The 16507-nt window shown below is 71.0% G+C and carries 14 protein-coding genes; 6 read left to right on the top strand and 8 right to left on the bottom strand.

Going from position 1 to position 16507, the window contains the following annotated elements; all coding sequences use genetic code 11:
* Window positions 1-8: 8 nt before the first annotated feature.
* Window positions 9-1601 (bottom strand): solute symporter family protein, encoded by a 1593-nt coding sequence (locus tag ACWEVP_RS21940; RefSeq protein ID WP_452064418.1) that lies wholly within the window; start codon window positions 1599-1601, stop codon window positions 9-11.
* Window positions 1598-2035 carry a DUF485 domain-containing protein gene (locus ACWEVP_RS21935; protein WP_452064417.1) on the bottom strand — a complete coding sequence of 146 codons (438 nt, stop codon included), beginning with the start codon at window positions 2033-2035 and terminating at the stop codon, window positions 1598-1600. Before ACWEVP_RS21935 ends, ACWEVP_RS21940 begins: the two co-directional genes overlap by 4 nt.
* Window positions 2036-3060: 1025 nt before the next feature.
* Here ACWEVP_RS21935 and ACWEVP_RS21930 point away from each other — a divergent pair.
* From ACWEVP_RS21930 to ACWEVP_RS21915, 4 genes are read left to right on the top strand one after another with little or no spacing between them, the layout of a single operon-like run.
* Entirely contained in the window at window positions 3061-6981 is a 3921-nt protein-coding gene (locus ACWEVP_RS21930) for a nitrate- and nitrite sensing domain-containing protein (RefSeq protein ID WP_452064683.1), read from the top strand.
* A complete protein-coding gene (locus tag ACWEVP_RS21925) occupies window positions 6978-7430 on the top strand; it encodes a roadblock/LC7 domain-containing protein (RefSeq protein WP_004561253.1) in 453 nt (150 codons plus the stop codon). Before ACWEVP_RS21930 ends, ACWEVP_RS21925 begins: the two co-directional genes overlap by 4 nt.
* Before the next feature lie 7 nt (window positions 7431-7437).
* Window positions 7438-8154: a DUF742 domain-containing protein gene (locus ACWEVP_RS21920; RefSeq protein WP_452064416.1), complete on the top strand. Its 717-nt coding sequence runs from the start codon at window positions 7438-7440 to the stop codon at window positions 8152-8154.
* Entirely contained in the window at window positions 8135-8746 is a 612-nt protein-coding gene (locus ACWEVP_RS21915) for a GTP-binding protein (RefSeq protein ID WP_257922501.1), read from the top strand. The genes ACWEVP_RS21920 and ACWEVP_RS21915 overlap by 20 nt, the downstream gene beginning before the upstream one ends.
* A 40-nt stretch (window positions 8747-8786) precedes the next feature.
* Here ACWEVP_RS21915 and ACWEVP_RS21910 read toward each other — a convergent pair whose 3' ends face one another.
* The 4 genes from ACWEVP_RS21910 to ACWEVP_RS21895 form a co-directional block, all read right to left on the bottom strand.
* Entirely contained in the window at window positions 8787-9347 is a 561-nt protein-coding gene (locus tag ACWEVP_RS21910; protein ID WP_452064415.1) for a dihydrofolate reductase family protein, read from the bottom strand.
* A gap of 77 nt (window positions 9348-9424) precedes the next feature.
* Complete coding sequence (locus tag ACWEVP_RS21905; RefSeq protein ID WP_452064414.1) at window positions 9425-10075, bottom strand: DUF899 domain-containing protein; 651 nt, start codon at window positions 10073-10075, stop codon at window positions 9425-9427.
* Window positions 10072-10503 (bottom strand): SRPBCC family protein, encoded by a 432-nt coding sequence (locus tag ACWEVP_RS21900; protein WP_452064413.1) that lies wholly within the window; start codon window positions 10501-10503, stop codon window positions 10072-10074. The genes ACWEVP_RS21905 and ACWEVP_RS21900 overlap by 4 nt, the downstream gene beginning before the upstream one ends.
* Entirely contained in the window at window positions 10496-10825 is a 330-nt protein-coding gene (locus tag ACWEVP_RS21895) for an ArsR/SmtB family transcription factor (protein ID WP_452064412.1), read from the bottom strand. Before ACWEVP_RS21895 ends, ACWEVP_RS21900 begins: the two co-directional genes overlap by 8 nt.
* A 137-nt stretch (window positions 10826-10962) precedes the next feature.
* On the opposite strand from ACWEVP_RS21895, the gene icmF reads away from it, so the two are divergent.
* A complete protein-coding gene (gene icmF / locus ACWEVP_RS21890) occupies window positions 10963-14196 on the top strand; it encodes a fused isobutyryl-CoA mutase/GTPase IcmF (protein ID WP_452064411.1) in 3234 nt (1077 codons plus the stop codon).
* Here the strand turns inward: icmF and ACWEVP_RS21885 are convergent.
* The gene (locus tag ACWEVP_RS21885) at window positions 14193-14876 is read right to left on the bottom strand and encodes a class I SAM-dependent methyltransferase (RefSeq protein ID WP_452064410.1); all 684 of its coding nucleotides are present in this window, start codon (window positions 14874-14876) and stop codon (window positions 14193-14195) included. The genes icmF and ACWEVP_RS21885 overlap by 4 nt on opposite strands.
* A 76-nt stretch (window positions 14877-14952) precedes the next feature.
* Here ACWEVP_RS21885 and ACWEVP_RS21880 point away from each other — a divergent pair, with 76 nt between their 5' ends.
* Entirely contained in the window at window positions 14953-15783 is an 831-nt protein-coding gene (locus tag ACWEVP_RS21880) for an LLM class F420-dependent oxidoreductase (protein ID WP_452064409.1), read from the top strand.
* A gap of 8 nt (window positions 15784-15791) precedes the next feature.
* Here the strand turns inward: ACWEVP_RS21880 and kstR are convergent, their stop codons facing one another.
* The gene (gene kstR / locus ACWEVP_RS21875; protein ID WP_091389771.1) at window positions 15792-16412 is read right to left on the bottom strand and encodes a cholesterol catabolism transcriptional regulator KstR; all 621 of its coding nucleotides are present in this window, start codon (window positions 16410-16412) and stop codon (window positions 15792-15794) included.
* Window positions 16413-16507: the final 95 nt, after the last annotated feature.

Raw genomic sequence — 16507 nt, 5'->3', positions numbered from 1 at the left:
CCAGGGAGCTAGCTGCCGATCCCGGTGAGGGACCGGACCTCCATCTCGGCGTGCTTGTCCGCGTCCGCCTTCGGCCTGCCGACGAGGGTGCCGACGAACCCGCAGAGGAACGAGAACGGGATCGACACCAAGCCCGGGTTCTTCAGCGGGAACCAGGCGAAGTCGATGCTCTTGAAGATCGAGTCCGGCGAGCCGGAAACGACCGGCGAGAAGAGCACCAGGATCAGGCTTGCGGCGAGGCCGCCGTAGATGCCCCACAGCGTGCCGGTGGTGTTGAACCGCTTCCAGAACAGCGAGTACAGCAGCGTCGAGAGGTTCGCCGACGCCGCCACCGCGAACGCCAGCGCCACCAGGAACGCGATGTTCTGCCCGTTCGCCAGCACGCCGCCGACGATGGCCAGCGCCCCGACCACGATCGCGGTCAGCCGCGCCACCCGGACCTCGTCCGCCGGTTCCGCCTTGCCCTGCTTGAAGATGTTCGCGTAGACGTCGTGGGCGAAGGACGCCGACGCGGTGATCGTCAGCCCGGCCACGACCGCGAGGATCGTCGCGAAGGCCACCGCGGCGATGACGCCGAGCAGCAGCGTCCCGCCGACGTGCAGGGCCAGCAGCGGGGCCGCCGAGTTCTCCCCGCCGGGCGCGGCCTTGATCTCGTCCGCGCCGACCAGCGCCGCCGCGCCGAAGCCGATCACCAGCGTGCACAGGTAGAAGAGGAACATGCACGCCGTCGCCCAGACGACGCTTCGCCGCGCCTCGCGGGAGTTCGGCACCGTGTAGAAGCGCATCAGCACGTGCGGCAGCGCCGCCGCGCCGAGCACCAGCGCCAGGGCCAGCGACACGAAGTCGAGCTTGGTGGTGCCGTTCTTGCCGTACGAGCCGCCCGGCTCGAGGAGCTTGTCGCCGAGCGGGCTGTTCTCCGCCGCCGAGGAGAGCAGGTTCGAGAACGAGAAGCCGAACTTGCCGAACAGGAACACCGTCAGCAGCGCGCCGCAGAGCAGCAGGATGGTGGCCTTGATGATCTGCACCCACGTGGTGCCCTTCATCCCGCCGACCAGCACGTACAGGACCATGACCAGCCCGACGACGCCGATCACCAGCGCCTGGCCGAGCTTGGAGTGGACGTTGAGCAGCAGCGCGACCAGGCCGCCCGCGCCCGCCATCTGCGCCAGCATGTAGAAGAAGGAGATGACCAGCGTCGACGTCGCCGCCGCCGCGCGGACCGGGCGCTGCTTCATCCGGAAGCTCAGGACGTCGCCCATCGTGAACCGGCCGGTGTTGCGCAGCAGCTCGGCGATCAGCAGCAGGTCGACCAGCCAGGCGACGAGAAAGCCGATCGAGTAGAGGAAGCCGTCGTAGCCGTGCATCGCGATGGCGCCGGCGATGCCGAGGAAGGACGCGGCCGACAGGAAGTCGCCCGACAGCGCGATGCCGTTCTGACGGCCGGTGAAGGCGCTTCCCGCGGCGTAGTAGTCGGCCGTCGAGGAGTTCCGGGAGCTGGCCCGGTAGACGACGTAGAGCGTGATCGCCACGAACAGGGCGAACACGACGGTGTTGACCAGCGGGTTGCTGGCCGGGGCGCTTCCGGCGGCGAGCGCGGTCATCGGCGGGTCCCTTCCGGCAGGCCCGCGCGGGCCCGCAGCTCGGCGACGCGCGGGTCGACCTGGCGGCGCGCGTAGCGGAGGTAGAGCCAGGTGACCAGCGCGGTGCTGGCGAACTGGCCGATGCCGAGCAGGATGCCGACGTTGACCTGGCCGAACACCTTGCGGCTCATGAAGTCGTGGGCGTAGGCCGCCAGCAGCACGTACGTCATGTACCAGGCGAAGAAAGCGAAGCTCATCGGGAAGACGAAGGCCCGGAACCGCCGGCGCAGCGAGACGAACTCGGGGCTGGCCTGGATCCCGGCGTAGTCGGGACCCGTCGGGGGAGCGGGCCGTCGGTGCTGGGCGCCGGACGGGCGGTCTCCGGTGAACAGGGCCGGCAGCTGGCCGGTCTCCTCCATCGGGTTGCCCGCCGCGGGACGCGCGACGTCGTACATGGGTGCCTCCGGCAGAGTGCCTCCGTGGTGGCGGGCCCCGGGACCACCTGCTGGCAGGGGTGCCGGGCCGCCCTTGCGGACTGCGAGGCGAACATCGTAACTAGGCCGTCCGGAGGACATCGGAGGCGGCTGGTCGATCTCCGTGTCCGGAGACAGCGGTATTCGATTTCTTGTCGAAAGCGTCGAATCCCCGTTCGCCGCAAGATCACGGGCAGATCACCCGTCATGATGAAAAGAATTGTGACTCGACGTTGTCGCGTCCGGCCTAGGCTGCGGCGAACGGGCTAACTGTCCTGGACGATCGTCCAACTTGATCACGCAGGGTGGCGAAAGTGAACGTCATCGCGCCGGAGAGTGTCGCTCCCACGTGGGCGCGTCGGGGAAGATCCACTGGTCAGCACGCAGTCTCGAAAGAAATCACCAGGTCGGGGCGGGTCGGCGCGGAACGCCACAACATCGGGCACATCTTGAGACTTGACCCACCCGATGGGGGTACAGAGTGTAGATCGTCCGAGGTACTATGCTCCCCTGCATGGGCTAATCGGGTGACGGCCGGATGGTCGGGTGAGGCGCGTCCGGTAACCGGAATTCCCTCTTCGGGGGCAGTGAGGTCGAATGTCGTGGGCGGTTCCCGGCCCGGAAAGCACTTTTCGCAGGTCAGCGCCCGAGTGGGGAACAAAATTGACCGGCCGGGCTTCGGGGGTACGATTCTTTGGCCCAGCTGACCACAGCGATCGATTGGCACCGATAAAGTTGATCTCGACGACCGTGCAGAACGCAACTTGCGGCGTGCACGTGCACAGTCCCTTGCACGGGACCGCGAGGCCTTCGAGGCGGTGCCTGCCCGGCGACGGGCGCGCGGGCGGCCGGGCGGCCGGGGACGAGCGAGGGGACCGGGGACGAGGCAGGGCGCGGACGGCACGGCCGTCCGGGCGCCCGCCGCGAGCCGGGACACCGCGCCGCCGACGCGGATCCATGACGCCGGACAGGGAGTCACTCACGTGACCGTTGCAGGAGAAGGTCAGGTGCCCGTGGGGGAGCTGCTCGGCCGAGCACCCCGGCGGTCCAAGGGGAAGGACGCGTGGCGCGCCCTCGTGCGCTGGCGCGACTGGAGCCTGCCCGTCAAGCTTTCGGCCGTCACCGTCGTCCCCATCGTCCTCGCGCTGGTCCTCGGCGTCACGACGATCGCGGGCCAGGTCGGCCGCTCGGACGAGTACCAGCGGCTCGACCGGCTCGTCGCGCTCGGCGGCCAGACGCGCGCGCTCACCGGCGCGCTGCAGCAGGAGCGCACGGTCACCGCGGCGATGCTGACCGAGGGCACCGTCGGCGGCACGCCCGAGCTGGCCGCGGCCCGCAAGGCCACCGACGCGGCGACCGGGCCGTTCACCGCGGCGCAGGCCCGTGCGGCCGACGCCGAGCCCGGCGTGGCCGGTGCCGCCGGCGCGGCCACCGCGCAGGTCAACAACCTCGGCTTCCTCCGCCGCCAGGTCGACGGCGGCCAGCTCGACCCGGCCCAGGCCGTCACCGCCTACTCCGGGATCACCGGGTCGCTGATCAGCCTCGACACCGCGGCCACCGCCGGCGAGGGCGACGGCACCCTCGGCGGCACGCCCGCCGGGCTGCACGAGCTGCTCGTCGCGGGCGAGCAGGTGTCGCTCAGCCAGGCACTGGTGTCCTACGGCATCGCGCGCGCTTCGCTGTCGCCGAGCGAGCTGGCCACGCTGCGCGCCGCCGAGCTGCGGCTGGCCGACCGGCTCGTCGACTTCCGGTCCGCGGCGGGCGACACGCTGCAGCGCGACTTCGCGGCGATCGCCGAAGGCAAGCAAGCGCAGAGCCGGGCCCGGATGGTCGAGTCCGTGCTGAACGCGCCGGCCAACGCGGTCGACGACGCCTTCCGGGCCCTGTCGGCGGCCGACTGGAACGCCGCGTCCACGGGGATGCGCAACGAGATCAAGCAGGTCGCCGACCGCCTCGGCGCGTCGGCGTCGGCGACGTCGGCACAGCTGGTCGACGACGCCAGCAGCGGCGCGGGCCTGCTCGCGGTGCTCCTGTTCGCCGCGATGGTGCTCGCCGTCGCCGTCGTCTTCCTCATCACCCGCCAGCTGCTGCGGTCGCTGAAGGCGCTGCGGCGCAGCGCCCTCGACGTCGCCGAGACCGCGCTGCCCGAAGCGGTCCGCAACATCCAGGAGGGCCGCGCGCAGGGCACGGACATCGTCCCGGTGCCGGTGCGGACCGACGACGAGGTCGGCGAGGTGGCGCGCGCCTTCGACAAGGTGCACCACCAGGCGCTGCGGCTGGCGACCGAGCAGGCCGCGATGCGGACCGGCTTCGGCAGCGTCTTCGTCAACCTGTCGCGGCGCAGCCAGAGCCTGGTGCAGCGGCAGCTACAGCTGATCGAGCAGCTGGAGCGCGACGAGGAGGACGCCGACCAGCTCGCGACGCTGTTCCAGCTCGACCACCTCGCCACCCGGATGCGGCGCAACAACGAGAACCTGATGGTGCTCTCCGGCGCCGAGCCGGGCCGCCGGTCGGGCAAGCCGGTCGGCACCACCGACATGCTCCGCGCCGCGGTCTCGGAGATCGAGCAGTACCAGCGGGTCCAGGTGCAGCCGCCGCCCCCGGCCCGGATCGTCGGGTACGCCGCGAGCGACCTGATGCGCCTGGTCGCCGAGCTGCTGGACAACGCGACGGCGTTCTCCGCGCCGGAGACGTCGGTGACGGTCGCTTCCCGGCTGGGCGAGGACGGCTCGCTCAACGTCGACATCCTCGACAAGGGCATCGGCATGAACGAGGCCGAGGTCGCCGAGGCGAACACCCGGCTGACCGAGGCCGGGTCGGTCGACCTGGCCACCTCGCGCCGGATGGGCCTGTTCGTCGTCGGCCGGCTGGCCAGCAGGCACCGGATCGGGGTGTCGCTGCACGGCGGCAAGGACATCGTCGGCGTCCGCGCGACGGTCGTCGTTCCGCCGGAGCTGGTGATGCCGGTGACCGACGGCCCGCTGACCGGCCCGATCGGCGCCCTGCAGCAGCACCCGGCGAGCCCCGCGGCGGGCAACCAGCTGCCGCGCCGCCAGGTCAACGGCCACTCGCGGCCGCAGCCGGTGGTCCCGCAGCAGCCGGCGATGGGGGAGGAGCGCTGGCCGTCGGCGAGCGACCTCGCCGGGCTGACGAACGGCCACGGGCCCGCCGAGCGCCCGCCGTCGGACCTGGAGATCTCCGGGACCGACCTGTTCGCCCCGCTGCCGAAGGACGACGACGCCCCGCCGCCGCGTCCGACGCTGCCTGCCGTGCTGCCGGTGCCGGACCCGCCGCGGGCGGGTGACCTGCCGTCGGGCAAGGACCTGTTCTCCGCCAACGAAACGACGTTGAGCGACTGGTGGCGCCAGGCGACCGCGAAGCCGGAGCCCGCCCCGGCGCCCAAGCGGGCCCCGGACCCCTCGGAGACGACGCCGATCTTCGACGAGATGCTGTCGGCGTGGTTCCGCGAGGACAAGCCGGCCGCCGCGGCACCGGAAGAGCCGGCGGCCGAGGAGGAAGCGGAGCCCGTCGCCGCGGAGGAGGTCCGCAGCTGGGACTTCGCCAGCGACGAGAACTTCCGCACGGTCCAGGCGGTCTCGAAGGCGGAGCCGACGGCGTTCACCGACAAGGGCCTGCCCCGCCGCAGGCGCGGCGAACAGCTGATGCCGGGCAGCGCGACCCCGACCCCACCGGCCCCGGCACCGGCCCCGGCGCGATCGGACCTCCCGGTCCGCGACCCGGCGGACGTCCGCGGCCGGTTGAGCAGCTTCCAGCAGGGCGTGACGCGCGGACGGCAGCAGGCCCGCCAGGCGGCGGGCCAGCAGGCAGCCGGACAGCCGGCCGTCCGGCCGGACGCCGCCGCGCAGGGCGGGGCCTCGGCTCAGCCGGGTGCGGCAGGTCAGGCGGGTGCTCCGGCGCAGGGCGGGGCTTCGGTTCAGTCGGGTGTCGCTGGTCAGGCGGGTGTTTCGGCGCAGGGTGGGGCATCGGTCCAGCCGGGTGTCGCTGGTCAGGCCGGTGTTTCGGCGCAGGGCGGAGCCTCGGCTCAGCCGGGTGCCGCTGCCCAGGCCGGTGCTCCGGCGCAGGCCGGGCCCGCGGCTCCGCAGGAGTCGTTCGCGCAGGGCTTCTCGTCGGGCGCGCTGCTCCGGCCGGGCGCGAACGGGGTTCCGGGGCGGCCGGCGGCCGCGCCGAACGCGCTGCCGCAGCGGGGCCGGCCGGATGCCGCGGCCCAGCCGAGCGCCCTCCACCAGCCCGGACAGCCCGGACAGCCCGGACAGCCCGGCGACCGCCCGGCCGCGCCGGAGGCCGCTCGGCAGGAACCCGGCCGGCTGCCCGGCCGCCGACCGGCTGGGCAGCCGACCCCGCCGGCGGCCTTCCAGGAGCCGGAATCGCCGCGGGTGGACCAGCCCTCGGGCCTCCGGGAGCCACAGCCGCTGCAAGCAGACCAGCCCTCGGGCCTTCGGGAGCCACAGCCGCCGCAAGCGGACCAGCCCACCGCTTTCCAGGAGCCGGGCCAGCTCTCCGGCACCGCCGGGCGCCCGCCGGTCCCACCGTCGGCCCTGCCCTCCCGCCGGGGCGCCGCACCCACCCCGGCGGCTCCCGAAACCCCGGCGCCGCGGACTGAAGAGACCGTTGCCGAGGCCACCGCCGAGTGGAACTTCGGGACCGATGAGGGCTGGCGGGCGGTGCAAGCGGTGTCCCAGTCGACACCCGCCACCTTCACTTCGGCAGGATTGCCCCGGCGCCGTCGCGGGGAGCAGCTGCTTCCGGGCAGCGCCGGACCGCCCACCGGGGCCACGGCCCCCCGACCACAACGGGACGCACACGACGTGCGCGGCCGCCTGCGCAGCTTCCAGCAGGGCATCGAGCGCGGGCGCCACCGCACCGCTCGGGCGACCGAGACCAACCACGAGACACTGGAGGGTGAATGACCTCGCCGAGTAGCGCGCAGCCGACGCAGAATCAGTTCGGCTGGCTGGTGAACGACTTCGCGGAGCGGGTGCCCGGCGTGGCGCACGCCGTGGTCGTCTCGGCGGACGGCCTGCTGCTGACCGCGTCGAACCGGCTCCCGCTCGACCGGGCCGACCAGCTCGCCGCGGTCGCCTCCGGCCTGGTCAGCCTCACCCAGGGCGCGGCCCGGTGCTTCGAGGCCGGGGCGGTGAACGAGACCGTCGTCGAGATGGAGCTGGGGATCATGGTGCTGATGTCGATCAGCGACGGGTCCTGCCTCGCCGTGCTCGCCGCCCCCAACTGCGACATCGGCCAGGTCGCCTACGAGATGACCATGCTCGTCGATCGCGTCGGTCAGATCCTCACCCCGGAACTGCGCGCCCAGCTTCAGGGCTCCGGGGGGTCGCTGATCGGCGAACCGGTGGGATGATGGCGCGATGAGCACGGGGTCCGGATTCGACGGCGAACCTCCCGAGGGGCACTACCCCGCCGGGCGAGGGGACGACGGCACGTTCGCCGACGTCCTGAACGGGTTCACCCTGGATTCCGGCCGTGCCCGCCGGAAGCGCAAGAAGAGCAAGGAGTCCCCGCCACCCCCGGCCGCCGGTGCGCACGCGGCCGCGGAACCGCCGGCGCCCGCGCCGTCGGCCGACCAAGGAGATCGTGTGACCTCTTTAGTCTCGCCCCCCGGCAGTACCGACGGGGACAGTCCCAGGCCGGGTGGGCTGTTCGACCCCGGTCCGCCCAGCGGCGAGTTCGTCATGCCCGCGGTGTTCGAACAGCCACCCGCGCCCGAGGACATGACGGCGATCGTCCGGCCCTACGCTTTGACCGGTGGCCGCACCCGGGCGAACTACGCCCTGGAGCTGGAGACACTGATCTCCGCGAAGGACTACGCTGCCACCGGTGGCTTCCCCGAGGTCGCCGCGGAGCAGATCGAGTGCATCTCGATCATGGAAGAGTGCCGGACCCCCCGTTCGGTCGCCGAGATCGTGTCGGCCCTGCGGGTGCCGCTGGGGGTGGCCCGGGTGCTGATCAGCGACGCGGCCGACGCGGGGCTGGTCACGGTGCACAAGACGATAACGGGCAATGACGGCGCCGAGGCACATCTGGTGTTGATGGAAAGGGTTTTGAGTGGACTCCGTCGGCTTTAAGGCACCGCGGGACACCGCGCCCCCGACCATGACATCCGCCAAGATCGTGGTGGCTGGTGGCTTCGGAGCGGGGAAGACGACCTTCGTCGGGTCGGTGTCGGAGATCGTGCCGCTCACCACCGAGGCGATGATGACCGACGCGAGCGTCGGCGTCGACAACCTCGACCACACCCCGGGCAAGGCGACGACCACGGTCGCGATGGACTTCGGCCGCGTGTCGCTGGACGCGGACCTGATCCTGTACCTGTTCGGCACGCCCGGGCAGCAGCGGTTCTGGTTCATGTGGGACGACCTGGTCCGCGGCGCGATCGGCGCGGTCGTGCTGGCCGACACGCGCCGGCTGGCCGACTCGTTCGCCCCGATCGACTTCTTCGAAGACCGCGGCCTGCCGTACATCGTCGGCATCAACACCTTCGACGGGGTGCTGGAGCACGACATCAACGACGTGCGCGAGGCCCTGTCGATCGACCCGAACATCCCGATCGTCCGCTGCGACGCCCGGGACCGCGAGTCGACGAAGCAGACGCTGATCACGCTGGTCGAGTACGCGATGCGCCAGTGGATCGCGCTGCGGGCGGCCAAGTCCCGCTGAGGCCGTCAGGGCCCGGGGAAGCCCCCGGGCCCGGCCCGCCTCACGCGCGCCGGAAGCGCAGCAGCACGACGCGGCCGTCGAACGTGCGCGATTCCACCAGCTCCAGCCCGAGCCGCTCGGTGCCGTCGGCGAACGGGCGCTTGCCGCCGCCCAGGACGACCGGGTGGACGAACACCAGGTACTCGTCGATCAGGCCGTGGGCGCCCAGCTCGGCCGCCAGCTCGGCGCCGCCCATGAGCAGCACGTCCTTGCCCGGTTCGGCCTTCAGGGACGCGACCACTTCGGGCAGCGCGCCCCCGACGACCCGGGTGTTCCAGTCCGCCTTCTCCAGCGTCCGCGAGAACACGATCTTCGGCGTCTCGCGCCACACGGGCGCGAACGCGATGTCGTGCGGGTGGTCCGAGATCGTTTCGGCGGTCGGCCAGAACGCCGCCATCATGTCCCAGACCTTCCGCCCGTAGGCGAACTCGCCGCAGCGGAGGTTCATCTCCCGCGAGTGTTCGGACAGCTCCGGCCCCATGACCGGCCAGTCGAACTCGCCGTTCGGGCCCTCGACGCAGCCGTCCAACGACGTGTGGACCATGTAGACGATGTCGCGCATTTCCGCTCCTCCTGATGGGGTGTCACCGGGAGGTCGGAGCCGCGGGCGGAGACCGGACACCCCCGGCCGGGAAATTTTCAGTATTCGTCGTGGCGGCGCCACCAGGAACTCGGCGCGTCGTCGCCGTGGCTGTCCTCTTCCCACGCCTCCTGCCGCCCCAGCGGCGTGACGTCGAGGTAGCGGTGCGAGGCCAGGAACATCTCGCCGCCCCGGCCGGAGGTGAAGTACGTCCGGTAGACGTCGTCGCCGTCGCGGAGGAACACGCTGACGCCGAAGCCCATCCCGACACCGCAGTCCTCGGTGAAGCCGGTGCCGTGCGCCGACACCCACGGCACGTCCCAGCCCATCCGCGTCCGGTACCGCTCGATCTCCGGCAGCGTCGCGGGCGCGACGACCTTGAGCGTGACGTCGCGGGCGTGGAGGTGCGCCAGGTGCGGCAGGTTGTCGACGAGCAGGGAGCAGCCGGGGCAGCCGGCCTCGTCGCCGGGGTGCAGCATGAAGTGGTAGACGATCAGCTGGCGGCGGCCGTCGAACAGATCGAGCAGGCTGACCGGCCCGTCCGCGCTCTCGAACTCGTACTTCGCGTCGAAGCGGACCATCGGCAGCCGGCGGCGCTCGGCGGCGAGGCGGTCGGCCGCCTTCATGTGCTCCTTCTCCTTGACCAGCAGCGCGTCGCGCGCGGCCTGCCATTCCTCCGGCGAGACGATCTCGGGCAGGGTGGCGGTCATCGGGCGTCCTTTCCTCGGATGAAGCCGATCAGGTCCTCGAAGCTGGAGGTCCAGCCCTCGTCGTGGCCGTCGCGCTCGGCGGCGGTCGGGAAGCCGGTCTGCGTGAAGGTCATCTCGGTCTTGCCCCCGAGGTCGGCGAAGCCGATCGTCACGAGCGTCTCGTGGCCCTGGGCTTCCCAGGCGAAGGTGAACACGAGCCGGCCGGGGACGTCGACCTCGCGGTAGACGCCGTGCATCCAGTGGTCCTCGCCCTCGGGGGAGTGGATGCAGGCGCGCCAGCGGCCGCCGGGGCGTGCGTCGACGGTGACGGCGGAGCAGGTGAAGCCCCGCGGACCGAACCAGCTCGCCACGTGGTCCGGCTCGGTCCACGCCGAGAAGACGAGTTCGCGGGGCGCGTCGAACACCCGGGTGATGGTGAGGTCAGGCATCGCCGGTCAGCCTCCTCAGGTGGTCCTCGAGGCGGTCGAAGCCGCCGTCCCAGAACCGGCGGTAGGCCGCGACCCAGTCGGCGACGTCCTCCAGGGGTTTCGCCTCCAGCCGGCAGGGCCGCCACTGGCGCGTGCGGCCGCGGGTGATCAGGCCGGCCTGTTCGAGCACCTTCAGGTGCCGCGAGACGGCGGGCAGGCTCATCGTGAACGGTTCGGCGAGCTCGTTCACCGTCGCTTCGCCCGCCGCAAGCCGGGCGAGGATGGCGCGCCGGGTCGGGTCGGCCAGCGCGGAGAACGTGCGGCTCAGCTGGTCTGTCGTCATTTCAGCACCTTGTTAATTAACGGACTCGTTAAACATAGCGCCGAACAGGGGGCTGTCAAGTTCTCCGGAGTGGCTGTGAGAGCCGCGTCACGGGTCCTCGGGTTTCCAATAGTAGGAAGCCAAAGTATTTTGGAGGGATGAGCAGCGAGCTGTACCGCCCCGCGCACCCCGTCCGGTTCGTGACGGCGTCGAGCCTCTTCGACGGTCACGACGCGTCGATCAACATCATGCGGCGGATCCTGCAGTCGCAGGGCGCGGAGGTCGTCCACCTCGGCCACAACCGGTCGGTCGACGAGGTCGCCACCGCGGCCATCGCCGAGGACGTCCAGGGTGTCGCCATCTCTGCTTACCAAGGCGGGCACGTCGAGTACTTCTCCTACCTGGTGGAGCTGCTGCGCGAGCGCGGCGCCGGCCACATCAAGGTCTTCGGCGGCGGGGGCGGGGTGATCGTGCGCGAGGAGATCGAGCTGCTGCACTCGCGCGGCGTCGCCCGCATCTTCTCGCCCGAGGACGGCTACGAGATGGGCCTGCCGGGCATGATCAACATGATGATCAAGGCCTGCGACACCGACCTCGCGGCCGAGGCCCCCGCGCTGGACAAGGTGCTCTCCGGCGACGTCGCCTCGCTCTCGCGCGTCATCACCCAGCTGCAGGCCGAGAAGCTGCCCGGCGACCTGCTGACCGGCATCACCGAGGCGGCGGGCAAGCGGGAGGTGCCGGTGCTCGGCATCACCGGCACCGGCGGCTCGGGCAAGTCGTCGCTCACCGACGAGCTGATCCGCCGCTTCCGCCTCGACCAGGAGGACAAGCTGCGGATCGCGGTGCTCGCCGTCGACCCGTCGCGGCGCAAGGGCGGTGGCGCGCTGCTCGGCGACCGCATCCGGATGAACTGCCTCGACGGCTCCCCGGTGTACTTCCGCTCGCTGGCCACGCGCACGACGTCCGGCGAGATCCCGGCCGGGTTGCGCGAGTCGATCCTGGCGTGCAAGGCCGCCGGGTTCGACCTGGTGATCGTCGAGACGCCGGGTATCGGCCAGGGCGACGCCGGCATCGTCGACTTCGTGGACGAGTCGCTGTACGTGATGACGCCGGAGTTCGGCGCCGCGTCGCAGCTGGAGAAGATCGACATGCTCGACTTCGCCGACGTCGTCGCGATCAACAAGTTCGAGCGCCGCGGCGCCGAGGACGCCCGCCGCGATGTCGCGCGCCAGCTGGTGCGCAACCGCGAGGCCTTCGACTCCGGCCCGGAAGACATGCCGGTCTACGGCACGAGCGCGGCGAAGTTCAACGACGACGGCGTCACCGCGCTGTACCAGCACCTGCGCGGGATGCTCGCCGAGCGCGGCCTGACCGTCTCGGCCGGCACGCTGCCGAAGGTCGAGGGCAAGGTCTCGACGGACGCGTCGACGGTCATCCCGGGCAACCGGTCCCGCTACCTGGCGGAGATCTCCGAGACCGTCCGCGGTTACCACGCGAAGACCGAGGCGCAGGTCGCCGCGGTCCGCAAGCGCGAGGCGCTGGCGCTGGCGCGGGCCGAACTGTCCAAGGTGGACGCCTCGACCGACGCGCTCGACGGGCTGCTCGCCGCGGCCGAGTCCGATGTGGACGGCGAGTCGACAAAGCTCCTCGAGCGGTTCCGCTCGCTCGCCGAGGAGTACCGCCAGGACGAGCTGGTCGTGAAGATCCGCGACAAGGAGCTGCGCACGCAGCTGTGGCGCGACACGTTGTCGGGCAACCGGATCCCGCGCGTCGCCCTGCCGCGGTACGCCGAGTCCGGCGAGCTGCTGTCGTTCCTGCGCCGCGAGAACCTGCCGGGCTACTTCCCGTACACGGCCGGTGTGTTCCCGTTCAAGCGCGAGGGCGAGGACCCGGCGCGGATGTTCGCCGGCGAGGGTGACGCGTTCCGCACCAACCGCCGGTTCAAGCTGCTCTCGGCCGACTCCGAGGCCAAGCGGCTCTCGACGGCGTTCGACTCCGTGACCCTCTACGGCCACGACCCCGACACGCGCCCCGACATCTACGGCAAGGTCGGCACGTCCGGCGTGTCCATCGCCTCGCTCGAGGACATGAAGGTCCTCTACGACGGCTTCGACCTGACGGCGCCGAACACCTCGGTGTCGATGACGATCAACGGCCCGGCGCCGACGATCCTCGCCTTCTTCCTCAACACCGCGATCGACCAGAAACTCGACGAGTTCAAGGCGGAGCACGGCCGCGAGCCGTCCGACGCCGAGGCCGCCGAGCTGCGTGAGTGGGCGCTTCGCAACGTCCGCGGGACGGTCCAGGCCGACATCCTCAAGGAGGACCAGGGCCAGAACACCTGCATCTTCTCCACCGAGTTCAGCCTCCGGATGATGGCCGACATCCAGGAGTGGTTCATCGAGCACGGCGTCCGCAACTTCTACTCGGTGTCCATTTCCGGCTACCACATCGCCGAGGCCGGGGCGAACCCGATCTCGCAGCTGGCGTTCACGCTGTCCAACGGCTTCACCTACGTCGAGTCGTACCTGGCGCGCGGCATGGACATCGACGACTTCGCGCCGAACCTGTCGTTCTTCTTCTCCAACGGCATGGACGCGGAGTACTCGGTGCTCGGCCGGGTGGCGCGGCGGATCTGGGCCGTGGCCATGCGCGAGCGCTACGGCGCGAACGAGCGGTCGCAGAAGCTCAAGTACCACGTGCAGACGTCCGGGCGGTCGCTGCACGCGCAGGAGATGAGCTTCAACGACATCCGCACGACGCTGCAGGCGCTGTGCGCGTTGTACGACAACGCGAACTCCTTGCACACCAACGCGTTCGACGAGGCGATCACGACGCCGTCGGAGTCGTCGGTGCGCCGCGCGATGGCCATCCAGATGATCATCAACAAGGAGTGGGGCCTGTCGAAGAACGAGAACCCGCTGCAGGGCTCGTTCGTCATCGACGAGCTGACCGACCTGGTGGAGGAGGCCGTGCTGGCCGAATTCGACCGGATCAGCGAACGCGGCGGCGTCCTCGGCGCGATGGAGACCGGCTACCAGCGCGGCAAGATCCAGGACGAGTCGATCCTCTACGAGCGCAAGAAGCACGACGGGTCGCTGCCGATCATCGGCGTCAACACGTTCCGCAACCCGCGCGCGGGGGAGGACGAGGTCGAGGTCGAGCTCGCCCGCGCGACCGAGGACGAGAAGAAGTCCCAGCTGGACCGGCTGGCGGACTTCCAGCACCGCCACCACGAGGAGGCCCAGCAGGCGCTGAAGTCGCTGCGCGAGGCGGCCACCCGCGGCGGCAACCTGTTCGGGGTGCTGATGGACGCCGCGCGGGTGTGCACGCTCGGTCAGATCACGGAGGCGTTCTTCGAGGTGGGCGGTCAGTACCGGCGCAACGTCTAGCGGCGGGTGGCCTTCAGCTGCCAGACCGGCACCAGCACCCGGCCTTCGGCGTCGGTGTCCAGCCCCGCTAGCTCGGCCGGGTCCTGGTCCAGGATCGTCCGGACGCTCTGCCGCAGCTCCTCGGGCGTCATCGACGTCGTGTAGCGCGTCGGTTCGAGGCGTTCGATGGTCCAGTCCTTGCCGACGGTCTCGCGCAGGTTGGCCTCGGTGATGAGGTACGGCGCCGGGAAGCCGTCCGGGATCTCCGGTGAGAAGGCGAAGAGGTGCAGCGTCGCGCCGGGCCGCGTCGCGCGGGTCAGCGCCGCGAGGTACTGGCGCCGCTGCTCCTCGGACAGGCAGTGGTACAGCGCGCTGTCGAGGACCGTGTCGAAGCGGTCTTCGTAGCCCTCCAGCTTCGTCGCGTCGGCGACGGCGAAGGTGACGCCCGGCGCGCGCGTGCGGGCTTGCTCGATGGCCGACGGCGCCCCGTCCAGCCCGGTGACCCGCAGGCCGCGCGAGGCGAGGAACGCCGAGTTGTCGCCGAGGCCGCAGCCGATGTCGAGCACGTCGCCGGTGAACTCGCCGGCGTCGGCCAGCGCGACGACCGCGGGCTGCGGCGCGCCGAGGTCCCACGGCATCTTGCGGCCCATCGGGGTGGCGCCCCGGTAGAGCTCTTCGAAGTCGACGTCCTGAACGTCCATGACCGCCCCCTTATTCAACGGGTGATGAGATGACTTCATCGTGCACCCCCTGTCAACCCGGTGGTAGTCGTTGAGTATGAAATTCGGGATCTCGACGTTCGTGACCGACGAAGGCATCCGGCCGGACGTGCTGGGCGCGGCGCTGGAGGAACGCGGCTTCGACTCGCTGTTCCTGGCCGAACATTCGCACATCCCCGCCAGCCGGGAAACGCCTTACCCCGGCGGGGGCGACCTGCCGCGCGTGTACTACCGCACGCTCGACCCGTTCGTGGCGCTCAGCGCGGCGGCCGTGGCGACGTCGGAGCTGCTGCTCGGGACCGGGATCGCGCTGCTGCCCCAGCGCGACCTGATCCACACGGCCAAGGAGGTGGCGTCGCTGGACCTCGTCTCCGACGGCCGCGCGCTGTTCGGGGTCGGCGTCGGCTGGAACCGCGAAGAGATGCGCAACCACGGCACCGACCCCAAGACCCGCGGCGCGCTGATGGACGAGCAGCTGGCCGCGCTGAAGGAGATCTGGACGAAGGACGAGGCCGAGTTCCACGGCGAGCACATCGACCTCGACCCGATCTTCAGCTGGCCGAAGCCGGTGCGGAAGCCGCACGTGCCGATCTACATCGGCGGGGAGAGCGAAGCGGCGCTGAACCGCCTCGCCAAGTACGGCGACGGCTGGCTGCTCCGCGGCTTCACGAAGTACCAGGAGGCGCAGCGCGTCCGGAGCTGGCTCGCCGACCAGGGCCGCGACGACGTCCGGTTCGCGGTGTTCGGCGGACCGACGACGCCGAAGGTGATCGACGGTTTCCGCGACGCCGGCGTCGAGCGGTACACGTTCCTGCTGGACACGCTGCCGGAAGCGGAGACCCTCAAGGCTCTCGACGAGCTCGCGAAGGTGGCCGCCGCGCACCGCTGAGGCGGCGGCTACTTGTCCAGGAGCAGGTGGACCGACAGCTCGAGGCGGTTGGCGACGTCGGCGGCCGACGCGCGGCGCGTCACCCAGGCCACCAGGTTCGCCATCCAGACGTCCGCGACGACGTGGAAGATGTCGCGGTCGGCCTCGGTCGGCTCGGAGATGCCCATGGCCTGGGCGAACATGTTCTCCATCAGCCGCCCGACCTGCTCGACCTCGGCCGCGGCGGAGGTGTCGGCGAACATGAACGCCCGCACCATCGCCTCGGTCAGGTGCGGGTCGCGCTGCATCAGCCGGGTGTTGCGGCCGAGCACGAACATCAGCCGCTCGGCCGGCGTCTCGCCGGGGATCGCCTGCCGCTCCAGCTTCTCCTGCGCGCGCTCGAACTCGCGGGCGAGGCCGGAGACGAGCAGGTGGATCTTCGACGGGAAGTACCGGTAGAGCGTGCCGAGCGCGACGTCGGCCTTCTCGGCGACGGCGCGCATCTGGACGGCGTCGTAGCCGCCCTTCGAGGCCAGGGCCAGGGTGGCGTCGATGATCCGGCGACGGCGGTCGCGCTGGGCGGCGGAGCCGAGTTCGTCGGCCCCGATCGCGCTCATGCCGTTGCCGCGCGCCTTGGTCTTGCCGGGCATCGGTGTTCCCCCGTCCTCCGGAACTTGTTCCAGTTCACGACGTAGCGTACCTCGCCTGGCGAAACGTTCAACAATCGACCCACTGGCCGAAAAAC

Source organism: Amycolatopsis sp. NPDC003865, from assembly GCF_053605345.1.
Note: the sequence above shows the minus strand (reverse complement) of the source record. Positions and strands in the feature narration are given on the sequence as shown.

Coding starts and splice junctions, on each gene's coding strand:
- ACWEVP_RS21940 (WP_452064418.1), bottom strand. CDS start 1,601: ATGACCGCGCTCGCCGCCGGAAGCGCCCCGGCCAGCAACCCGCTGGTC.
- ACWEVP_RS21935 (WP_452064417.1), bottom strand. CDS start 2,035: ATGTACGACGTCGCGCGTCCCGCGGCGGGCAACCCGATGGAGGAGACC.
- ACWEVP_RS21925 (WP_004561253.1), top strand. CDS start 6,978: ATGACCTCGCCGAGTAGCGCGCAGCCGACGCAGAATCAGTTCGGCTGG.
- ACWEVP_RS21920 (WP_452064416.1), top strand. CDS start 7,438: ATGAGCACGGGGTCCGGATTCGACGGCGAACCTCCCGAGGGGCACTAC.
- ACWEVP_RS21910 (WP_452064415.1), bottom strand. CDS start 9,347: ATGCGCGACATCGTCTACATGGTCCACACGTCGTTGGACGGCTGCGTC.
- ACWEVP_RS21905 (WP_452064414.1), bottom strand. CDS start 10,075: ATGACCGCCACCCTGCCCGAGATCGTCTCGCCGGAGGAATGGCAGGCC.
- ACWEVP_RS21900 (WP_452064413.1), bottom strand. CDS start 10,503: ATGCCTGACCTCACCATCACCCGGGTGTTCGACGCGCCCCGCGAACTC.
- ACWEVP_RS21895 (WP_452064412.1), bottom strand. CDS start 10,825: ATGACGACAGACCAGCTGAGCCGCACGTTCTCCGCGCTGGCCGACCCG.
- icmF (WP_452064411.1), top strand. CDS start 10,963: ATGAGCAGCGAGCTGTACCGCCCCGCGCACCCCGTCCGGTTCGTGACG.
- ACWEVP_RS21885 (WP_452064410.1), bottom strand. CDS start 14,876: ATGGACGTTCAGGACGTCGACTTCGAAGAGCTCTACCGGGGCGCCACC.
- ACWEVP_RS21880 (WP_452064409.1), top strand. CDS start 14,953: ATGAAATTCGGGATCTCGACGTTCGTGACCGACGAAGGCATCCGGCCG.
- kstR (WP_091389771.1), bottom strand. CDS start 16,412: ATGCCCGGCAAGACCAAGGCGCGCGGCAACGGCATGAGCGCGATCGGG.